Source organism: Prevotella sp. khp1, from assembly GCF_900102205.1.
Classification (GTDB): domain Bacteria; phylum Bacteroidota; class Bacteroidia; order Bacteroidales; family Bacteroidaceae; genus Prevotella; species Prevotella ruminicola.
In genome coordinates this window covers 96,099-113,408 of sequence record NZ_FNJZ01000001.1, presented here as the reverse complement: position 1 = coordinate 113,408, position 17,310 = coordinate 96,099, and the positions used below count along the sequence as shown (strand labels likewise).

Genomic DNA, 17,310 nt, shown 5'->3' with positions numbered 1-17,310 from the left:
TTTCAACTATATTTCTTTCTCTTGTTCATCTTCGATGATGTTCAGCATCTTGAAAGTAGCCTTGATGGCCGCTTCGGTCTGGTCGGCATCCAGTCCGCGGGTGCGGAGGATCTTGCCGTTATCGTTCCAGGTAATCACGGTCTGTACCAACGCATCGGTTCGTCCGCCAGGCGGGATGGTAACAGCGTAGTTCTGCAGGATGGGGAACGTACGTCCGAGATACTTCTTATAGATATAGCGCAACGACTTTACGAAAGCGTCGTACTGACCGTCACCAGTAGCCGAAGCCTCGTACGCCTGTCCGTTAATCTCCACCTTTATATTTGCTCCAGGTTTCAAGCCATAAGCCGTTGATACTACATAACTTACCAACTTAACTTTATCCTCTGGTGCATCGTGTTTCAGCACGTCGCTCACGATGAATGGCAGATCCTCCTGCGTTACAATCTCTTTCTTGTCGCCCAGTTCGGTAATACGCTGGGTTACACGTTTGGTCTGCTCAGGTGTGAGCTCCAAACCGAGTTCTTCCAGATTCTTGGCGATGTTAGCTTTACCGCTATTCTTACCAAGGGCATATTCGCGTTTTCTACCAAATCGTTCAGGCGCCAAAGCGTTGCAATACAGGTTATCCTTCTTGTCGCCATCGGCATGCACACCAGCCACCTGGGTAAACACGTTATCGCCGATGATAGGCTGATTAGGTGCTACGGCAATACCACTATAGCTCTCAACCATACGCGAGATGTCGTTCAGCTTGTCCTCGCGGATATTAGTGCGGGCATTAAACTGGTCCTTCAGAATTACCTGCACACTCGACAGCGGTGCATTACCACAACGCTCACCCAGTCCGTTCACCGTTACGTGCAGGCCTTTGGCACCACTCAGCACAGCAGCCAACGAGTTCGATACCGCCAGATCGTAATCGTTATGGGCGTGGAAGTCGAAGTGCGTATCGGGATAACGCTTCAGCATTTTGCGGAAGTACTCGATACACTGCAGCGGGTTCATGATACCCAAGGTATCGGGCAGCATAAAGCGTCGGATACCCACATCGCACAGCGCATCCATCAGCTTGTAAACGTAGGTGGGCGACTCGTTCATACCGTTGCTCCAATCCTCCAGATACAGGTTAACGGTAATGCCTTTTTCGTGGGCATAACGCACCTCGCGATGGATATCCTCTATGTGCTCGTCGGGTGTTTTCTGCAACTGCTGGGTACAATGCTTCAGCGAGCCTTTGGCCAACAGATTCACGGTTTTACAACCGCACTCAGCAGCCCAGTCGATGCTTTTGCCGCCATCGATAAAGCCCAGCACCTCTACCCTTTCGAGAGCATCGATACGTGAGGCATAGCGACAAATCATGCTTACCGCCTCGCGTTCGCCCTCGCTCACACGGGCCGATGCCACTTCGATACGATCCACATTCAGATCGTTCAGCAGCATGCGGGCCATCATCAGCTTTTCGTGGGGCAGAAACGATACGCCGCTGGTTTGCTCACCATCGCGCAGCGTAGAGTCCATAATCTCCACAAAGGGCTTTACACGCTTGAATTTGTTTACTTGTTCGCTTGTTCCCATTGTTCTGTTTTCTGTTTGTTCTCCACCAAGAAGTCGATATCGTCTAATCCGTTCATCAGACAATGCTTCTTGTAAGCGTTAATGTCGAAGTGCTCGCTGCGCCCGGTAGCCTTGTTGGTTACCGTCTGGTTGGGCAGATCCACCTCTACTTCGGTCTTGGCATCAGCATCGATGCTGGCAAAGAGTTCAGCCAGAAACGCCTCGCTCACCACCACGGGCAGCACAAAGTTGTTCAGCTCGTTGTTCTTATGGATATCGGCAAAGAAACTGCAGATAACCACACGGAAGCCGTAGCCTGCAATGGCCCACGCAGCGTGTTCGCGACTACTACCCGAACCAAAGTTCTTGCCTGCCACCAGGATGCAGCCCGAGTACTTGGGATTGTTAAGCACAAAGTCGTTGTTCAGCGTGCCGTCGGCATTGTATCGCCAGTCGCGAAACAGGTTGTCGCCAAAGAATTTCTCTTCGCGTGTGGTGGCCTTCAGGAATCGGGCGGGTATTATCTGGTCGGTATCCACATTCTCCATCGGAAGCGGAATACACGTACTTGTTATTACATTGAATTTCTGTTTCATCTTTTTTTGTTTTTTTGCAACGGACTACAGGACTTTAGGATTATTTCATCGCGAGGATTATTTCTTTCAGTCCTGTTGTCCGTTGCTATATTAACTCTCGTGGATCTGTAATCACGCCGGTTATCGCTGCTGCGGCAGCAGTGAGGGGCGATGCTAAGATGGTGCGGGCACCGGGGCCTTGGCGACCTTCAAAGTTGCGGTTGGATGTTGATACCGCCAACTTACCTGCGGGCACCTTGTCGTCGTTCATGGCCAAGCAGGCCGAACAGCCAGGCTGACGGATTTCGAAACCAGCAGCCTCGAGCACCTTGTCCAGTCCTTCTTCGCGAATCTGCTTGTCAACAGCCCACGAACCTGGTACCAGCCAAGCCACCACATCGGGCGACTTATGACGGCCCTTAACCAGATGGGCAAACGCACGAAAATCCTCGATACGTCCGTTGGTGCAAGCACCCAGGAACACATAATCCACCTTGGTACCCAGCAACTTCTGTCCAGCCTCAAACTGCATATAGTTCAGGGCCTTCTCAAAGCCAGCTTCGGGTGCTTTAGCCTGCTCGGCATTAGCAGGAATATTCTCAGTAATACCGATACCCATACCAGGGTTGGTACCATAGGTAACACGGGGCTCGATATCAGCAGCATTAAACGATAGCTCCTTATCGAACACAGCATCGTCGCCACTCTTCAGCGTTTTCCAATAGGCCACAGCCTTGTCCCACGCCTCGCCCTTGGGTGCATACTCCCTACCCTTCAGGTAATTAAACGTGGTGCTGTCGGGAGCGATAAAACCACCACGCGCACCCATCTCTATCGAGAGGTTACACAGCGTCAGTCGGCCCTCCATACTCATAGCCTTAACCGTTGATCCGGCATACTCGATAAAGTAGCCCGTAGCACCGCTGGTGGTAATCTGTGCCATCAGGTAAAGAGCCACATCCTTAGGTGTTACACCCTTACCCAGCACACCGTTGATGGTGATACGCATCGACTTAGGTTTCTGCTGCAGGATACACTGCGAGGCCATCACCATCTCTACCTCGCTGGTACCGATACCAAAAGCCACAGCACCCATTGCGCCATGGGTAGAGGTGTGCGAGTCGCCACAAACAATCGTCATGCCTGGCAGCGATAATCCCTTCTCAGGACCTACCACGTGGATGATACCGTTATCCTTCGACATCATGCCGTAATGGGTCAGTCCGAACTCGGCTGCATTCTTGGCGAGGGTGTCCACCTGCTTACGCGAAACGGGATCCTCGATAGGCTTGTCCTGATCGTGTGTAGGTGTATTGTGATCGGGCATACAGAATATCTGCTGGGGGCGGAAACATTTCAGTCCGCGTGCACGCATGCCGTCGAATGCCTGAGGCGATGTTACCTCGTGACAGTACAAGCGGTCGATATACAGCTGCGTAGGACCACCCTCCACCTGCTGCACCACGTGCTTATCCCATATCTTATCAAAGAGTGTATTCATTTTTAATCTTCCTCCTTTTTAAACTTGTTTATACAATCGATATACGCCTCGACGCTGGCGGTAACGATATCGGTGTTGGCACCAAAACCATAGTAGAGTGCGCCATCGTACTCCACCTGCATGTGTACCTTACCCACATCGTCGCTACCCTTCGAGATAGCCTGGATGGTAAACTCCTTCAGCGTCATCTGCTTCATGATTATCTTCTTGAGTGCCTTGATGGCTGCATCAACCGGACCATTACCCGAAGCAGCTGCCTCGAACTTCTGTCCGCTGATGTCCAGTCCGATACTGGCCACACTCTTCACGCCCTTACCTGTAGTAACCTGCAGAAAGTCTAATCTAACAGCATGTGTATCAGCTGTATCGGCACCAGCCAGCATCAGAGCATCGGCATCGCTCACCTCCTTCTTCTGGTCGGCCAATACCAGGAACTTCTCATATACCTTATCCAACTTCTCCTCGGTCAGATCCACACCGTTCACATGCAGACGATGCTTCAAGGCAGCACGACCTGAGCGGGCGGTGAGTACGATTGAGTTATCGTCGATACCCACATCCTTGGGGTCCATAATCTCGTAGGTATGTACGTTCTTCAGCACACCGTCCTGATGGATACCGCTTGAGTGCGCAAAGGCATTACGACCCACGATAGCCTTGTTAGGCTGAACGGGCATATTCATCAAGCTCGACACCATACGGCTGGTAGGATAAATCTTGGTGGTATTGATGTTGGTCTCGATACCTAACTGCTTGTGGCACTTCAGTATCATGGCAATCTCTTCGAGCGATGTGTTACCGGCACGCTCGCCAATACCGTTGATGGTTACCTCCACCTGGCGGGCACCAGCCATCACACCGCTGAACGAGTTGGCTGTAGCCATACCCAAGTCGTTATGACAATGGGTTGAGATGATGGCACGATCAATATTATCCACGTGCTCCATCAGGTATTTGATTTTATCGTGATACTCCTCAGGCAGACAGTAGCCTGTGGTATCGGGGATGTTTACTACGGTAGCACCAGCCTTGATTACCGCCTCTACCACCTGGGCCAGATATGCGTTGTCTGTTCTTCCGGCATCCTCGCAGTAGAACTCCACATCATCTACAAATCGCTTGGCATACTTGGTGGCGGCAACGGCACGCTCCAGAATCTCCTCACGGGTTGAGTTGAACTTATACCGAATGTGCTCGTCGCTGGTACCGATACCCGTGTGAATACGCTTGTGCTTGGCATACTGTAGGGCTTCGAAAGCCACGTCGATATCGCGTTCAACGGCACGTGTCAGCGCACAAATCACTGGCCATGTAACCGCTTTCGAGATTTCAATCACACTGTTAAAGTCACCTGGACTTGAGATAGGGAATCCTGCTTCGATCACGTCCACGCCCAACTGCTCAAGCGCCTTAGCCACCTGAATCTTCTCTACGGTGTTCAACTGGCATCCGGGCACCTGTTCGCCGTCGCGGAGCGTTGTGTCGAAAATAAACAACCTTTCCATTTTACAATTTTACTATTTTACGATTAAACTATTAATTTATTCCAAACGAAAGAGCCTTTCACACTCGGAAGTGAGAAAGGCTCTATCTTAATTTTTAGTTTCAATGAAACACTGTCAATTATCTACATACCCTGTCACTTCCGACCTGCCCCATGCAGTCGAATAATAATAAACAGGCTGTTAAGTAGATTCAGACTCATCATTTTTGCTTAATTTCTTATTTTCGGCTGCAAAATTAATCATTTTCATTGGAATAAACAAACAATTCGTAACTTTTTTATCGAAAAATCTATCAATTTATTAGTTTTAGCCCTTTTGGGGGCCTGTTCGCACATCAATTCTTTATCATAAGCATAAAAATTATCATTATTTTGATGGCAAAGATAGCAAATTAATTTGTAACTTTGCACCCGAAATCATGTAAATAAATGAAAAAGGTATTAATATCTATTATAACACCCTTTGTTCTGCTGTTGGCATCAACCTACTTTCTGAGGCAACCCACGCATCCCGGCATGCAACTGAGTGCCGATATGCAGAACACACTTGCCGCCGAGGCCGACACCCTGCCCAACGACTCTATGCCCGATTTTGGCGACGAATTTGAGTATTACTTCGACCGTCACAACGTGATGGACGAGGGCTATGAGATGGTGGCAGCCTTTGCCAACGGTAAGCGCCTGCAGATTGAACCTGCCCAGCGACTAACCGTTTGGAACGTGGGCAACTGGCGCAACCGTACCCACGAGGGCACCACGCTGGCCTTAGACTCGGCTGGTTTTACCATCGTGGCCACTTATCAGGCCGACACCATCAAAACGGGTTTGCGTATCGACAGCTTAGGAACTTACCAAGGCGACTTCAGAGGTACCAAAGCCAACGGTCATGGTGCTTACATAGCCGATGGCAGCTATTTCGAGGGTCACTGGACCGATGACAAGCGCGACGGATTCGGCATTCAACTGCTCACCCCTACCGATGGCGAGCCACGTCTGCAGGTGGGCGAATGGAAGAAGAACCGATTCTGGGGCGAACGCATGAAGTACACCTCCGAGCGCATCTACGGCATTGATATCGCCCGCTACCAGCACGGCAAGGGTCGCCACAAATCACCCATCCTTTGGGATAAGCTCAGCATCAGCTTCTTAGGCAAGAAAAACCACAAGAATGTGCACGGCAAGGCCAACTACCCCATCTCGTTTATCTTTATCAAGAGTACCGAGGGCGTTACCGTAACCAATAAGTTCTATGCCGACGATTACGCCAAGGCACGCAAGCATGGTATCCCCATCGGCGCCTACCATTTCTTCTCGCTCAAGACATCGGGTGCCGCCCAGGCCAAGCATTTCATCAAGCACACCAAGTTCCAGAAGGGCGACCTGCCCCCAGTGCTCGATGTAGAGCCCAGCGACGCACAGATACGTGCTGCTGGCGGTGCCGAGAAGATGTTCCAGCAGATACGTATCTGGTGCAGGATGGTAAAGGCCCGTTGCGGCGTAACACCTATCTTATATATAAACCAGATGTTTATCAATAAGTATTTTGGTATGGTGCCCGACATTAAGCGCGACTACGACGTGTGGATTGCCCGCTACGGCGAGTATAAGCCCGATGTGCGCCTGGCCTTCTGGCAACTGTGCCCCGATGGCCGTGTAAACGGTATTCGTGGCGATGTAGATATCAATGTGTTTAACGGCTATAAGAGTCAGTTCGACGAGTTCGTAGCCAACAAAAGCATTAAGTAATTATCAATTGTAAATTATCAATTATCAATTATGAAAACAATCCTTGTTTTAGTTGGCAAGACCACCGACAAGCATTTCCAGGCAGGCATCAACGATTATGTAGATCGCATCGGTCATTACATGCCTTTCGAGCTCGTAACCATCCCCGAACTCAAAAACACCAAGAGCCTGTCGGAGGCACAGCAGAAAACCACCGAGGGCGAACTGATTCTGAAACAGATTCAGCCCAGCGACACCGTGGTGCTGCTCGACGAGCATGGTAAGGAGTTTCGTAGTATCGAGTTTGCCAAGTGGCTGGAGCAGAAACGCAATACGGCCCGCCGACTGGTATTCGTCGTAGGCGGACCGTATGGATTTTCTCCCGAGGTATATGCCCGTGCTAACGAGCAACTCTCGCTCTCAAAGATGACGTTCTCGCATCAGATGATTCGCTTGGTATTTACCGAGCAGATCTATCGTGCCTGCACCATCATCAAAGGCGAGCCCTATCATCACGAGTAATTATAGATCGTTGTAATTCTGTACAGCAAAGGTGCTGGTGCGCATGTCGCCAGTCTCGAAGCCACGCTTCAGCCAGCGCTTACGCTGATCGCTGGTGCCGTGGGTAAACGATTCGGGTGTTGCACGACCCTGAGCCTTCTTCTGCAACCAGTCGTCGCCGATAGCCTTAGCCAGTTCCAAGCCCTTTTCTAAATCGCCGTACTCCATCGAGTGGTTCATCGCATCCTCGTAATGCGCCCACACGCCGGCATAGTAATCGGCCAGCAGCTCCAAGCGCACACTTATCTGGTTGGCACTCACCTTATCTGTCTGGTTCATAGCCGAATGCGCCTTGTTCAGTGTACCCGTCAGGTACTCAATATGGTGACCAATCTCGTGGGCTATCACATACGCGTAGGCAAAGGTGTTACCCTCAACACCCAACTGACGTTTCATCTGGGTAAAGAACGACAGATCCACGTACAGTTTCTGGTCGCCCGAGCAATAGAACGGACCCACTGCAGCTGTAGCCGAACCGCAAGCCGAGTTTACCTGATTGCTGAACAGCACCAGCGTGGGATACTGGTATTCGCCCCAGCCATTCTCCTCGAACACCTTGGTCCAAACCTCCTCGGTACTAGCCAGAATCTTCTTACAGTCCGAGGCCAGTTCCTGTTCCTCCTCAGTAAAATTCTCCTCACCAACGGTCTCGGTAGGCGCCTGCATCTGTAGCGACTGCTGAACGACATTCTGTACGACATCGCCTACGTTTCCACCTTGCAGAAAGGTAAACAGAGCAATCAGAATAATACCGCCAATACCTCCGATACCAGCCTTAGCACCACCGCTCATACCGCGGCGATCCTCAACATTCGAGCTTTCTCTTCGTCCGTCTAATCTCATAGTCCTAAGTTTTTATTTAATGTTTAATGTTTAATGTTTCGCTCGACATCCCGCAGGGTGGCGCTTGCTACCGAAGGGACGCAAGAATGTTCAACGTACTGTCATATGAAAGCACCCCTGCTTCACCTCGTATTTGATGTAGCAGCGACCCTGTTCGCGCATATCGCGCAGCACCTCGCACAGCACGTATTTCAAGCTGTCGTTACGCACAGCCCTGCGCGCAGGTCCATCAGGATCCTGAACCGTTTCGTAGCGGTTGTAACAGATGTCGAAGGTGGTACCATACAGATGGCACGAGTTCTCGGTAGCATTGCCGTTATGTCGGCGCAGCTTGGTCACATCGGCCTCGGTACGCAGCACGCTGGTAACAATGGGGCGATGCAGGGCAATGCCCTTTACATACAAGCTGTCGAAGAATGCCTGTCCTACATCCTGCAGCAGCACCGCCGCACGGGGCACCAGGTAAGGAATACTCGAGTACAGCTTGTCGATATGCACGTAAGGGTTGGCACCCACATACACCAGCTCGCTCTTACGCTTCTCGGCATCCTCGCGGTTCTTTACACGCTTCACGCCCCACTTCATCGCTGCAGCCAACTGCACCGACTGGGTATCGGGAAAGCAAGCCTTAAAGCTGGGCACCGAGTATATCTTGTGCTTCTTAGCAGTAGCTGTAGCACTGAAATCGGTATGAGGCATCGCAGCTGCCACACTGTCGGCATTCACCTCTACATGGCTCTCAGCGATTCTTGGTTCAGCCAGCTGCGGAAACTCGGCACGCACCACCGCAAGCACCGCTACAATGCCCATAAATCCTATTAAATATCTTTTTTTTGTAAGTTTCATTTAAAAATTCTGTTTTGCGTTGCAAAGATACAAAAATTATTTGTAACTTTGTGCCCAAAAATAAAAAACTTCAGCTTTTGATAGAGAAACATATCGTATTAGAAGACATTGACCCCGTGATATTCTATGGGGTTGGCAACGGGCACTTACAGATGATTCGCTCGTTATACCCCAAACTGCGCATCATGGCCCGCGACAATGTGATTCGCGTTTTGGGCGACGAGGAACAAATGGCAGCTTTCGAGGAAAGTGTTGAAAAGCTGCGCGCCCATGTACTCCGTTTTAATTCGCTTGGCGACGAGGACATCCTCGATATCATAAAAGGTAAGCGCACGCGCGATGATGTGCCCGATGGCGTTGTGGTTTATTCCATGTCGGGCCGCCCCATCAAGGCGCGAACGCCCAACCAGCAGCGACTCATCGAGGCTTACAACCATAACGACATGGTGTTTGCCGTTGGCCCAGCTGGTACCGGAAAAACATACCTCTCCATAGCCCTTGCCGTTAAAGCCCTGAAAGACAAAACCGCCAAAAAGATTATCCTCTCGCGCCCAGCTGTAGAAGCTGGCGAGAAACTCGGATTCCTACCTGGCGACATGAAGGATAAAATCGACCCCTATCTGCAGCCCCTTTACGATGCCCTCGAGGACATGCTGCCTCAGGTTAAACTGCAGGATATGATGGAGAAGAACATCATTCAGATTGCCCCCTTGGCATTTATGCGCGGTCGCACGCTGAACGATGCTATCGTGATTCTCGACGAGGCGCAGAACACCACGCCCGCCCAGATCCGCATGTTCCTCACCCGTATGGGCTGGAACACCAAGATGATTATTACAGGCGACATGACGCAGATCGACCTGCCCCACTCGCAAAAGAGCGGACTCATCGAGGCCCTGCATATATTAAATAATGTAGAGGGCATTGGTATCGTTAATCTGCAGCGCGATGATATCGTTCGCCACAAACTCGTAACCCGCATCGTCAACGCCTACGAGGAGTTTGATAAAGAGATGAAGGGCGAAATACCAAACAAGTGAAACAGAGAGAAATTGTCAAAACAGATATAATAAGATGAAAGCATTAACTAAGACGGACTTTAAGTTCGCAGGTCAGAAGAGCGTTTATCACGGCAAGGTTCGTGACGTTTACAACATTAACGACGATCTGATGGTGATGGTAGCCACCGATCGTATCTCAGCATTCGATGTAGTACTGCCCAAGGGAATCCCCTTCAAGGGTCAGGTGCTCAATCAGATTGCAGCCAAGTTCCTCGATGCCACTACCGACATCTGCCCCAACTGGAAGCTGGCTACCCCCGATCCCATGGTAACCGTTGGTCTGAAGTGCGAGGGTTTCCGTGTTGAGATGATTATCCGTAGCATCCTTACCGGTTCGGCTTGGCGCGAGTACAAGAACGGCTGCCGCGAACTGTGTGGTGTGAAGCTGCCCGACGGCATGAAGGAGAACGAGCGTTTCCCCGAGCCCATCATCACCCCAACAACCAAGGCCGATGAGGGTCACGACATGAACATCTCGAAGGAAGAGATTATCGCTCAGGGCATCGTATCTGCCGAGGACTATGCCATCATGGAGGACTACACCCGTAAGATCTTCGCTCGCGGACAGGAGATTGCCGCCAAGCGCGGATTGATCCTCGTTGATACCAAGTACGAGTTTGGTAAGCGCGATGGTAAGGTTTACCTCATCGACGAGATCCACACCCCCGACTCAAGCCGTTATTTCTATGCTGATGGTTACGAGGAGAAGCTTGCCAAGGGCGAGCCCCAGCGCCAGCTCTCTAAGGAGTTCGTTCGTCAGTGGCTCATCGAGCACGACTTCATGAACGAGCCCGGACAGACCATGCCCGAGATTACCGACGAGTATGCCGAGAGCGTATCAGAGCGTTACATCGAGCTTTACGAGCACATCGTAGGCGAGAAGTTTGAGCGTGAGAACAGCGACGAGGATATCGCCCAGCGCATCGAGAAGAACGTCAGCGAATGGCTCGCAGCCTTTAAGTCTCGCTAATGTTTAATGTTTAATGTTTAATCATTAATGTACGATCAGGAGAAGATAAAGCCATACGGCGAAGGTGAAAAAGCGTCGCAGGTAGAGCAGATGTTTGATAACATCGCCCCTACCTACGACAAGCTTAACCACCGTTTGTCGTGGGACATCGACAAGGGCTGGCGACGCAAGGCCATCAAGGCTTTGGCGCCTTTCAAGCCCCAGTCGCTGCTCGATATAGCCACAGGCACAGGCGACTTCGCCATCCTGGCCACCCAGATGCTGCAGCCCACCCGCGTGGTTGGTGCCGACATCAGCGAGGGCATGATGGAGATAGGCCGACAGAAGGTAAAGGCACTCGAACTCGACAGCATTGTAACCTTCGAGAAAGAGGATTGCCTACACCTATCTTATAATAGCGATACCTTCGACGCCGTTACCGCCGCATTCGGCATCCGTAACTTTGCCGACCTCGATGCCGGTCTTCGCGAAATGTATCGTGTGCTTAAGCCCGGTGGCCATCTCAGCATCGTCGAACTTACCACACCTGTTAAGTTCCCCATGAAGCAGCTGTTCCACATCTACTCGCACACCGTGCTCCCCGTTTATGGCCGACTGATCTCGCGCGACACCAGCGCCTACTCCTATCTCACAAAAACCATCGAGGCTTTCCCCCAGGGCGAGCGCATGGTAGATATTCTGATGAAGGCAGGATTTGCCGAAGCCTCGTTCCGCAGGCTCACCTTCGGCATCTGCACCATGTATTTTGCAACTAAATAAATACTAAATTTATGGACAAGTACGGACTTATCGGTTACCCCTTGGGACATTCGTTCTCCATCAGCTACTTCAACCAGAAGTTTGCCGACGAAGGCATCAATGCCAAGTACGAGAACTTTGAGATTCCCACGATTGATGAACTCCCCGAGATCATCGACCGCAATCCCAACCTTAAAGGTCTCAACGTCACCATCCCTTATAAAGAGAAGGTGATTCCTTTCCTCGACAGCATTTCGCCCGAGGCACGTGCCATCGGCGCTGTCAATGTGATCCGTGTGGTCCATGAGAAGAATAAAACGCTGCTCAAGGGCTATAATAGCGATGTCATCGGGTTTACCCAGAGTATCGAGAGCATGCTCGACCCCAAGTGGCACAAAAAAGCCCTTATCCTGGGCACCGGCGGCGCCTCAAAGGCCATCAACTTCGGTCTCAAGTCGTTAGGCATCGAGCCCGTGTTCGTCAGCCGTTACGAGCGCCCCGACACCATCCAGTACAATCAGATTACCCCCGAGGTTATCAAGGAGTACAACGTCATTGTTAACTGCACGCCATTAGGCATGTATCCCAAAACCGACGAGTGCCCCGATCTGCCTTACGAGGCAATGGACTCGCACACCATCCTTTACGACCTCATTTATAACCCCGACCAAACCCTGTTTATGCGCAAGGGCGCCAAGTACGGTGCCGAGGTTAAGAACGGCCTCGAGATGCTCCTGCTCCAAGCCTTCGCCAGCTGGGAATTTTGGCACGAAAAATAGTTTAGATTATGGATAATAGATATATGATGCGAGGCGTGAGTGCTGCCAAGGAGGATGTGCACAACGCTATCAAAAACATTGACAAGGGAATCTTCCCACAGGCTTTCTGTAAGATTATCCCCGACATCTTAGGGGGCGACCCAGAGTATTGTAACATCATGCATGCCGATGGCGCTGGCACCAAGTCGGCCCTCGCCTACATGTATTGGAAAGAAACTGGCGACCTCTCAGTATGGAAAGGTATCGCTCAGGATGCCATCGTGATGAATACCGACGACCTGCTTTGCGTGGGCGCCGTAGATAACATCCTGGTATCAAGCACCATCGGTCGTAACAAGATGTTGATTCCTGGCGAGGTTATCTCATCCGTTATCAATGGTACCGACGAGCTGCTGGCCGAACTCCGCGAAATGGGTATCGGCATCTACCCCACTGGTGGCGAGACTGCCGATGTAGGCGACCTGGTTCGCACCATCATCGTAGATAGCACCGTTACCTGCCGCATGAAGCGTGCCGACGTGATCGATAATGCCAACATTCGCCCAGGCGATGTCATCGTTGGTTTGTCGTCAACCGGTCAGGCCACTTACGAGAAGCGTTACAACGGCGGTATGGGTTCAAACGGTCTTACCTCAGCCCGTCACGATGTGTTTGCCAAGTATCTCGCCGAGAACTATCCCGAGAGCTTCGATCACGCTGTACCCGACGAGCTCGTGTATAGTGGTAAGTACAAGCTTACCGATGCCGTCGAAGGTTCGCCCGTTAATGCCGGTCAGCTCGTGCTCTCACCCACCCGCACCTACGCACCAGTTATCAAGAAGCTGCTCGACGAGCTCCGTCCCGAAATCCACGGTATGGTACACTGCACAGGCGGCGCCCAGACCAAGGTGCTCCACTTCGTGAACGACAACTGCCGCGTCGTCAAGGACAACATGTTCCCTGTACCCCCATTGTTCCGTGCCATCCACGAGTGCTCAGGTACCGATTGGAAGGAGATGTACCAGGTATTCAACATGGGTCACCGCATGGAAATCTACGTTCGCCCCGAGGTTGCCGATCAGGTCATCGCCCTCTCAAAGAGCTTCAACATCGATGCTCAGGTAGTAGGCCACATCGAGGAAGGCAAGAAGAGCCTCACCATCAAGAGCGAGTTCGGTACATTCGATTACGAGTAATTTTATTTACATCTATAAAACCGCAGCGGAGAGCACAATGCCCTCCGCTGTTTTTGCACTATTTAGAGCAACGGATAACTAATTTTACAATTAATAAAGTAAAAGAACATGGAGAAGAATAATAAAAAAGATATATTTAATAAACAGGTAGAGCTTTACTTCAAAGAAGTATCAAAGGCCGTTGAGACAGCTACAGATAAATGTATTGAAACCGACGGTAAAGTATTGCCTCATTCGATAGCGGTTGGTTTAGGCAAAACATTAGGAGCAAGTCTTGCTGCATTTACTAAAGGCGCATCGGATAGTGTAGCAAATGATATAATTGAACTTTCTCTTGAAATCGTTAAAGAAACAGCCCTATATTACAGAGCCGAATTGGACATCAAGAACAAAGAAAATTAATTAAGTGAAGACAAAAACTTACGGCGACTTTATATCATCGCCGTAAGTTTTTCTTTTAGGCATTTATTAATGCCACCTTTCGCCGATTACGAAACGGCCTCACCGCAAAATGCAGCCACATGGCACCATAGCGATTCTTCTCAATCAGTAGCTCGTCAAAGTCCTGACCGCTCTCAACCGCGTAATCCAGCAGAACAGCTCCATGATGGCCATTTCCAAGCTGTGTTCGTTAAAGTTTGACATAAGCTATTCTTTAATTACCTTTTACTTATTTATTATCTACTATAGGACCAACCCAAAGCCAATGACCAGCACTTGTGTTGCCCTCACGAATCCCCCCCCCTTCTTTTGCAAGTCTGCAAGATCACGCCATATAGTTCGTGTAACTACTGACAGAACTACTGACATTTGCTGTGCTGAAATAAAAGAATCCTTCAGTATCAATTCGCGTATTTTCTTCTGTCTATCAGTAAGTTGCACTACCGACAAACTACCGACAGAACTACTGACATCACTTACGACATTTACTGCGACATTTACTGCGACATTTACTGCGACATCACTTACGATGAACTCCCCTAATCTAAGTCATCTTTTTTATTCCCCAAAGCTGTGCAATGCCTCCAGATTCTCGTTCAGCATCTTCAGCGTTTCCTCATCTATGTGCTTCAGGTGTCTGATACTTAATGCATCTTCAATTCGCGACAAGACAATCCTCCTGGCAATACTATTCTTAGCAGCTCGTTTTGCATACTTCACAAGCGGCTCATCGTCTTTTCTCTTCAATACCTCTATTGCCTCTACTATATTGTCGGGGAAATCAAGTTCCTTTAGTCTCTCTGCGCTAACCCCAACGGTTTCTATCCAACGTACCAGCGTTTCAAGTGTATGACCTTCATCGTAAAAAGTATCACCCTCTTTTTTATTTTCCAGAACAAGCTTAACTACTTTAGCATACAACTTCTGATACCTATCTTCACATCCGAAGTGTATCTCTAATTCAGGTTTCTTACCCGATTTTTTATACATCAATTCGCCCATCCTTTTTACCATGCTATCTACATCTTTACATGTTATAGCTATCTCAAAGGGCTCATTTTTTCCACGTATTTTTCCATTCGAATGTAACCACAATTCTATCGTTTGCTTGTCATCATTTACCGATGTATAGTATTTTGTTTCTATATGGCACCTAGCAGCTCTTTGCACAAACAACTCCTGGTGTTCATCCAAAAACTTCTTCCATAAAGCTTCGAGCTTTTCAGCCAGTGGTGCTTCCAACACGCGACCAGAATGGCCACCAGTCCAATCAAATTCAGGTATTTCGCGACAAAGTTCGTCGGTAGAAAGAATAGTACCAAGAACTGGATTTATCATCACATCAGGATCTATATCCACATAATATCTTTCTTTACTTTCATCCGCCCAATCCTCATCTTTAAAAGGATCGGTAGCAAAGTATCCACTCATGCAGATACCAGTATTACCTTCGCCGCAGCGTACCATGAAACAACGATCGCCACAACTGGCACCTTCGTGTTCGTAAACGCTCCAGTTAAAACTATCATACTCAATTTCCATCAGTTTCACCTGATACTCTTCCATCGTACAACTGGAAATGGAAGGATTCCAAAATAAAATATAAGTCTTCATATCGTAAGTATATCGTTTTTGTTAAATCATCTTGTCTGAGCGCAAAGGTAACAATATTATTTGAGATAGCAAAAAAATATCCAATTTATTACCGATAGTTCAAAAAAAGTATTATCTTTGCACCGATAAAAAGATTTTAAGAGTATAAGGTGTATAATTGATTAATTTAGTTTTTTAAGCAATAGAGGGGCCAACAGTGATGTTCGCTCCTCGTTTTTATTATAAGAAAGGAATCAATATACTATTTGCCTTCTCTTGCCATTATCTTTTCTATGCTTTCTTGTGCATTTTGCAACAACTGACAAAGATCTTCCTGGTATGATATCCTCGTCACCTCTGTATAGGGATCAAATTGAACGAACCACATTGCTTTCTTCTTTTCAATATAGTAACCTAATTTAAAATGATCATTGGTTACATATTTGTTTTCCAAATAATTATATTCAGTCCTCAATCTTACATCCTCATCAACCTCATTTAATAGTCGAGCAAATGCTTTGTTAAGTTCTAGCAAATCGCTATATTCTATCATTGCTCTAGGACCTTCAAAGAGACTGCTTTTGGTAAGAATCAAGAAATAATAGTTTTTGTCCTGTCCCCAAACGGTTCTAACAACTCCTGATATACCATCTGTGTGATATTGGTCAATCGGAGGTAATAAAATATCTGTGAATTTAATAAAAGTTCCTGATTGCGAGATAAACTCCTCATATTTTGTAGTAATTCTCCTTTCACTCACCTGTCCATTCTGAGCATAAATACTCATAGACAAGCTTAGCAACAACAAAAACATACAGTTTTTAAACAAGTTTACTTTTTTGCCCATTATTCTATTCAATTTAATTATTTTATCTACCAACAAAGATTGGACTTTGGCCATAACCATTTCGTCGATTTCGTTTTTTTGTAGCCAACCGTTCACAATTCACGTATGGCTGCGTAAGCACTATACGCATAAGTCCATCGCTGTCGCGTGTAAAACCGATAACCGTCATTGGTGTTTCGGGGAACAAGCAATTGTGCAAAGCTATCGCATCAAGAGCCTTTTGCCAGGTGGAATAGATTGAAGTACGCTCTTTTACCACCGAAGTATTGCCATCTGCATAATACACCTTAGCTTCGGCACCTTGAGCTATCATTGGACCAAATTCTGAAATAAGAATCTGTTCAGAGTCATCCTCCCACAGATTGGCAGCCCTAGCCCATTGTTCAATCAGTTTTTCTTAGCACTCATCTATTTGCCAGTTTACTGGGCTTCCTTCGCAGCCTTCAGCATGGCTACTTGACGTAATGCTTGCTGTCGCGTAGCTCGCGATGATGGACGCCCCAATGAGCGGCGCACCTGCTGTGCAGAGTCCTGCATGCTCTGATAGATTAAATCTAGGAAAATCTTCTGTCCCATCTTGTATCTCCTTTA

The 17,310-nt window shown here is 48.8% G+C and carries 19 protein-coding genes; 8 read left to right on the top strand and 11 right to left on the bottom strand.

Annotated features, from left to right (window positions below; genetic code table 11):
• Positions 1–6 precede the first annotated feature (6 nt).
• From BLR73_RS00495 to BLR73_RS00480, 4 genes are all read right to left on the bottom strand, one after another.
• Positions 7–1,581, bottom strand: a complete 1,575-nt coding sequence (locus BLR73_RS00495) for an alpha-isopropylmalate synthase regulatory domain-containing protein (protein WP_033149285.1) — start codon at positions 1,579–1,581, stop codon at positions 7–9.
• Entirely contained in the window at positions 1,560–2,156 is a 597-nt protein-coding gene (leuD, locus tag BLR73_RS00490) for a 3-isopropylmalate dehydratase small subunit (RefSeq protein WP_091857888.1), read from the bottom strand. Before leuD ends, BLR73_RS00495 begins: the two co-directional genes overlap by 22 nt.
• Before the next feature lie 85 nt (positions 2,157–2,241).
• The gene (gene leuC / locus BLR73_RS00485) at positions 2,242–3,636 is read right to left on the bottom strand and encodes a 3-isopropylmalate dehydratase large subunit (RefSeq protein ID WP_091857886.1); all 1,395 of its coding nucleotides are present in this window, start codon (positions 3,634–3,636) and stop codon (positions 2,242–2,244) included.
• A gap of 2 nt (positions 3,637–3,638) precedes the next feature.
• Positions 3,639–5,141, bottom strand: a complete 1,503-nt coding sequence (locus BLR73_RS00480; RefSeq protein WP_091857884.1) for a 2-isopropylmalate synthase — start codon at positions 5,139–5,141, stop codon at positions 3,639–3,641.
• Positions 5,142–5,569: 428 nt separating this feature from the next.
• Between BLR73_RS00480 and BLR73_RS00475 the strand changes: the two genes are divergently transcribed.
• Both BLR73_RS00475 and rlmH read left to right on the top strand, forming a co-directional pair.
• Complete coding sequence (locus BLR73_RS00475) at positions 5,570–6,886, top strand: GH25 family lysozyme (RefSeq protein ID WP_013063879.1); 1,317 nt, start codon at positions 5,570–5,572, stop codon at positions 6,884–6,886.
• 30 nt (positions 6,887–6,916) lie between these two features.
• On the top strand, positions 6,917–7,387 hold the full coding sequence (gene rlmH, locus BLR73_RS00470; RefSeq protein WP_073047837.1) for a 23S rRNA (pseudouridine(1915)-N(3))-methyltransferase RlmH: 471 nt from the start codon (positions 6,917–6,919) through the stop codon (positions 7,385–7,387).
• Here the strand turns inward: rlmH and BLR73_RS00465 are convergent, their stop codons facing one another.
• Positions 7,388–8,269 (bottom strand): KPN_02809 family neutral zinc metallopeptidase, encoded by an 882-nt coding sequence (locus BLR73_RS00465; protein WP_091857881.1) that lies wholly within the window; start codon positions 8,267–8,269, stop codon positions 7,388–7,390.
• A 90-nt stretch (positions 8,270–8,359) separates the two neighbouring features.
• Positions 8,360–9,079, bottom strand: a complete 720-nt coding sequence (locus BLR73_RS00460) for a DUF5715 family protein (protein WP_013063300.1) — start codon at positions 9,077–9,079, stop codon at positions 8,360–8,362.
• Between the two features lie 113 nt (positions 9,080–9,192).
• Here BLR73_RS00460 and BLR73_RS00455 point away from each other — a divergent pair, with 113 nt between their 5' ends.
• From BLR73_RS00455 to BLR73_RS00430, 6 genes are all read left to right on the top strand, one after another.
• Positions 9,193–10,155: a PhoH family protein gene (locus BLR73_RS00455; RefSeq protein WP_033149339.1), complete on the top strand. Its 963-nt coding sequence runs from the start codon at positions 9,193–9,195 to the stop codon at positions 10,153–10,155.
• A gap of 34 nt (positions 10,156–10,189) precedes the next feature.
• On the top strand, positions 10,190–11,146 hold the full coding sequence (locus tag BLR73_RS00450; RefSeq protein WP_013064788.1) for a phosphoribosylaminoimidazolesuccinocarboxamide synthase: 957 nt from the start codon (positions 10,190–10,192) through the stop codon (positions 11,144–11,146).
• 27 nt (positions 11,147–11,173) lie between these two features.
• Positions 11,174–11,905 (top strand): bifunctional demethylmenaquinone methyltransferase/2-methoxy-6-polyprenyl-1,4-benzoquinol methylase UbiE, encoded by a 732-nt coding sequence (ubiE, locus tag BLR73_RS00445; RefSeq protein ID WP_091857878.1) that lies wholly within the window; start codon positions 11,174–11,176, stop codon positions 11,903–11,905.
• A gap of 11 nt (positions 11,906–11,916) precedes the next feature.
• Positions 11,917–12,663 carry a shikimate dehydrogenase family protein gene (locus tag BLR73_RS00440; RefSeq protein ID WP_033149280.1) on the top strand — a complete coding sequence of 249 codons (747 nt, stop codon included), beginning with the start codon at positions 11,917–11,919 and terminating at the stop codon, positions 12,661–12,663.
• 8 nt (positions 12,664–12,671) lie between these two features.
• Positions 12,672–13,838: an AIR synthase-related protein gene (locus BLR73_RS00435; protein WP_091857873.1), complete on the top strand. Its 1,167-nt coding sequence runs from the start codon at positions 12,672–12,674 to the stop codon at positions 13,836–13,838.
• 108 nt (positions 13,839–13,946) lie between these two features.
• Complete coding sequence (locus tag BLR73_RS00430) at positions 13,947–14,240, top strand: hypothetical protein (protein ID WP_091857869.1); 294 nt, start codon at positions 13,947–13,949, stop codon at positions 14,238–14,240.
• Between the two features lie 282 nt (positions 14,241–14,522).
• On the opposite strand, the gene BLR73_RS14685 is transcribed toward BLR73_RS00430, so the two are convergent.
• The 5 genes from BLR73_RS14685 to BLR73_RS14230 form a co-directional block, all read right to left on the bottom strand.
• A complete protein-coding gene (locus tag BLR73_RS14685; protein WP_369821128.1) occupies positions 14,523–14,720 on the bottom strand; it encodes an HTH domain-containing protein in 198 nt (65 codons plus the stop codon).
• 117 nt (positions 14,721–14,837) lie between these two features.
• Positions 14,838–15,893: a hypothetical protein gene (locus BLR73_RS00420; RefSeq protein ID WP_143010850.1), complete on the bottom strand. Its 1,056-nt coding sequence runs from the start codon at positions 15,891–15,893 to the stop codon at positions 14,838–14,840.
• A gap of 241 nt (positions 15,894–16,134) precedes the next feature.
• Positions 16,135–16,815 carry a hypothetical protein gene (locus tag BLR73_RS00415; protein WP_091857860.1) on the bottom strand — a complete coding sequence of 227 codons (681 nt, stop codon included), beginning with the start codon at positions 16,813–16,815 and terminating at the stop codon, positions 16,135–16,137.
• Positions 16,742–17,056: a putative polyvalent protein kinase domain-containing protein gene (locus tag BLR73_RS14680; RefSeq protein ID WP_369821132.1), complete on the bottom strand. Its 315-nt coding sequence runs from the start codon at positions 17,054–17,056 to the stop codon at positions 16,742–16,744. The genes BLR73_RS00415 and BLR73_RS14680 overlap by 74 nt, the downstream gene beginning before the upstream one ends.
• 83 nt (positions 17,057–17,139) lie before the next feature.
• A complete protein-coding gene (locus BLR73_RS14230; RefSeq protein ID WP_176763575.1) occupies positions 17,140–17,295 on the bottom strand; it encodes a hypothetical protein in 156 nt (51 codons plus the stop codon).
• Positions 17,296–17,310 lie beyond the last annotated feature (15 nt).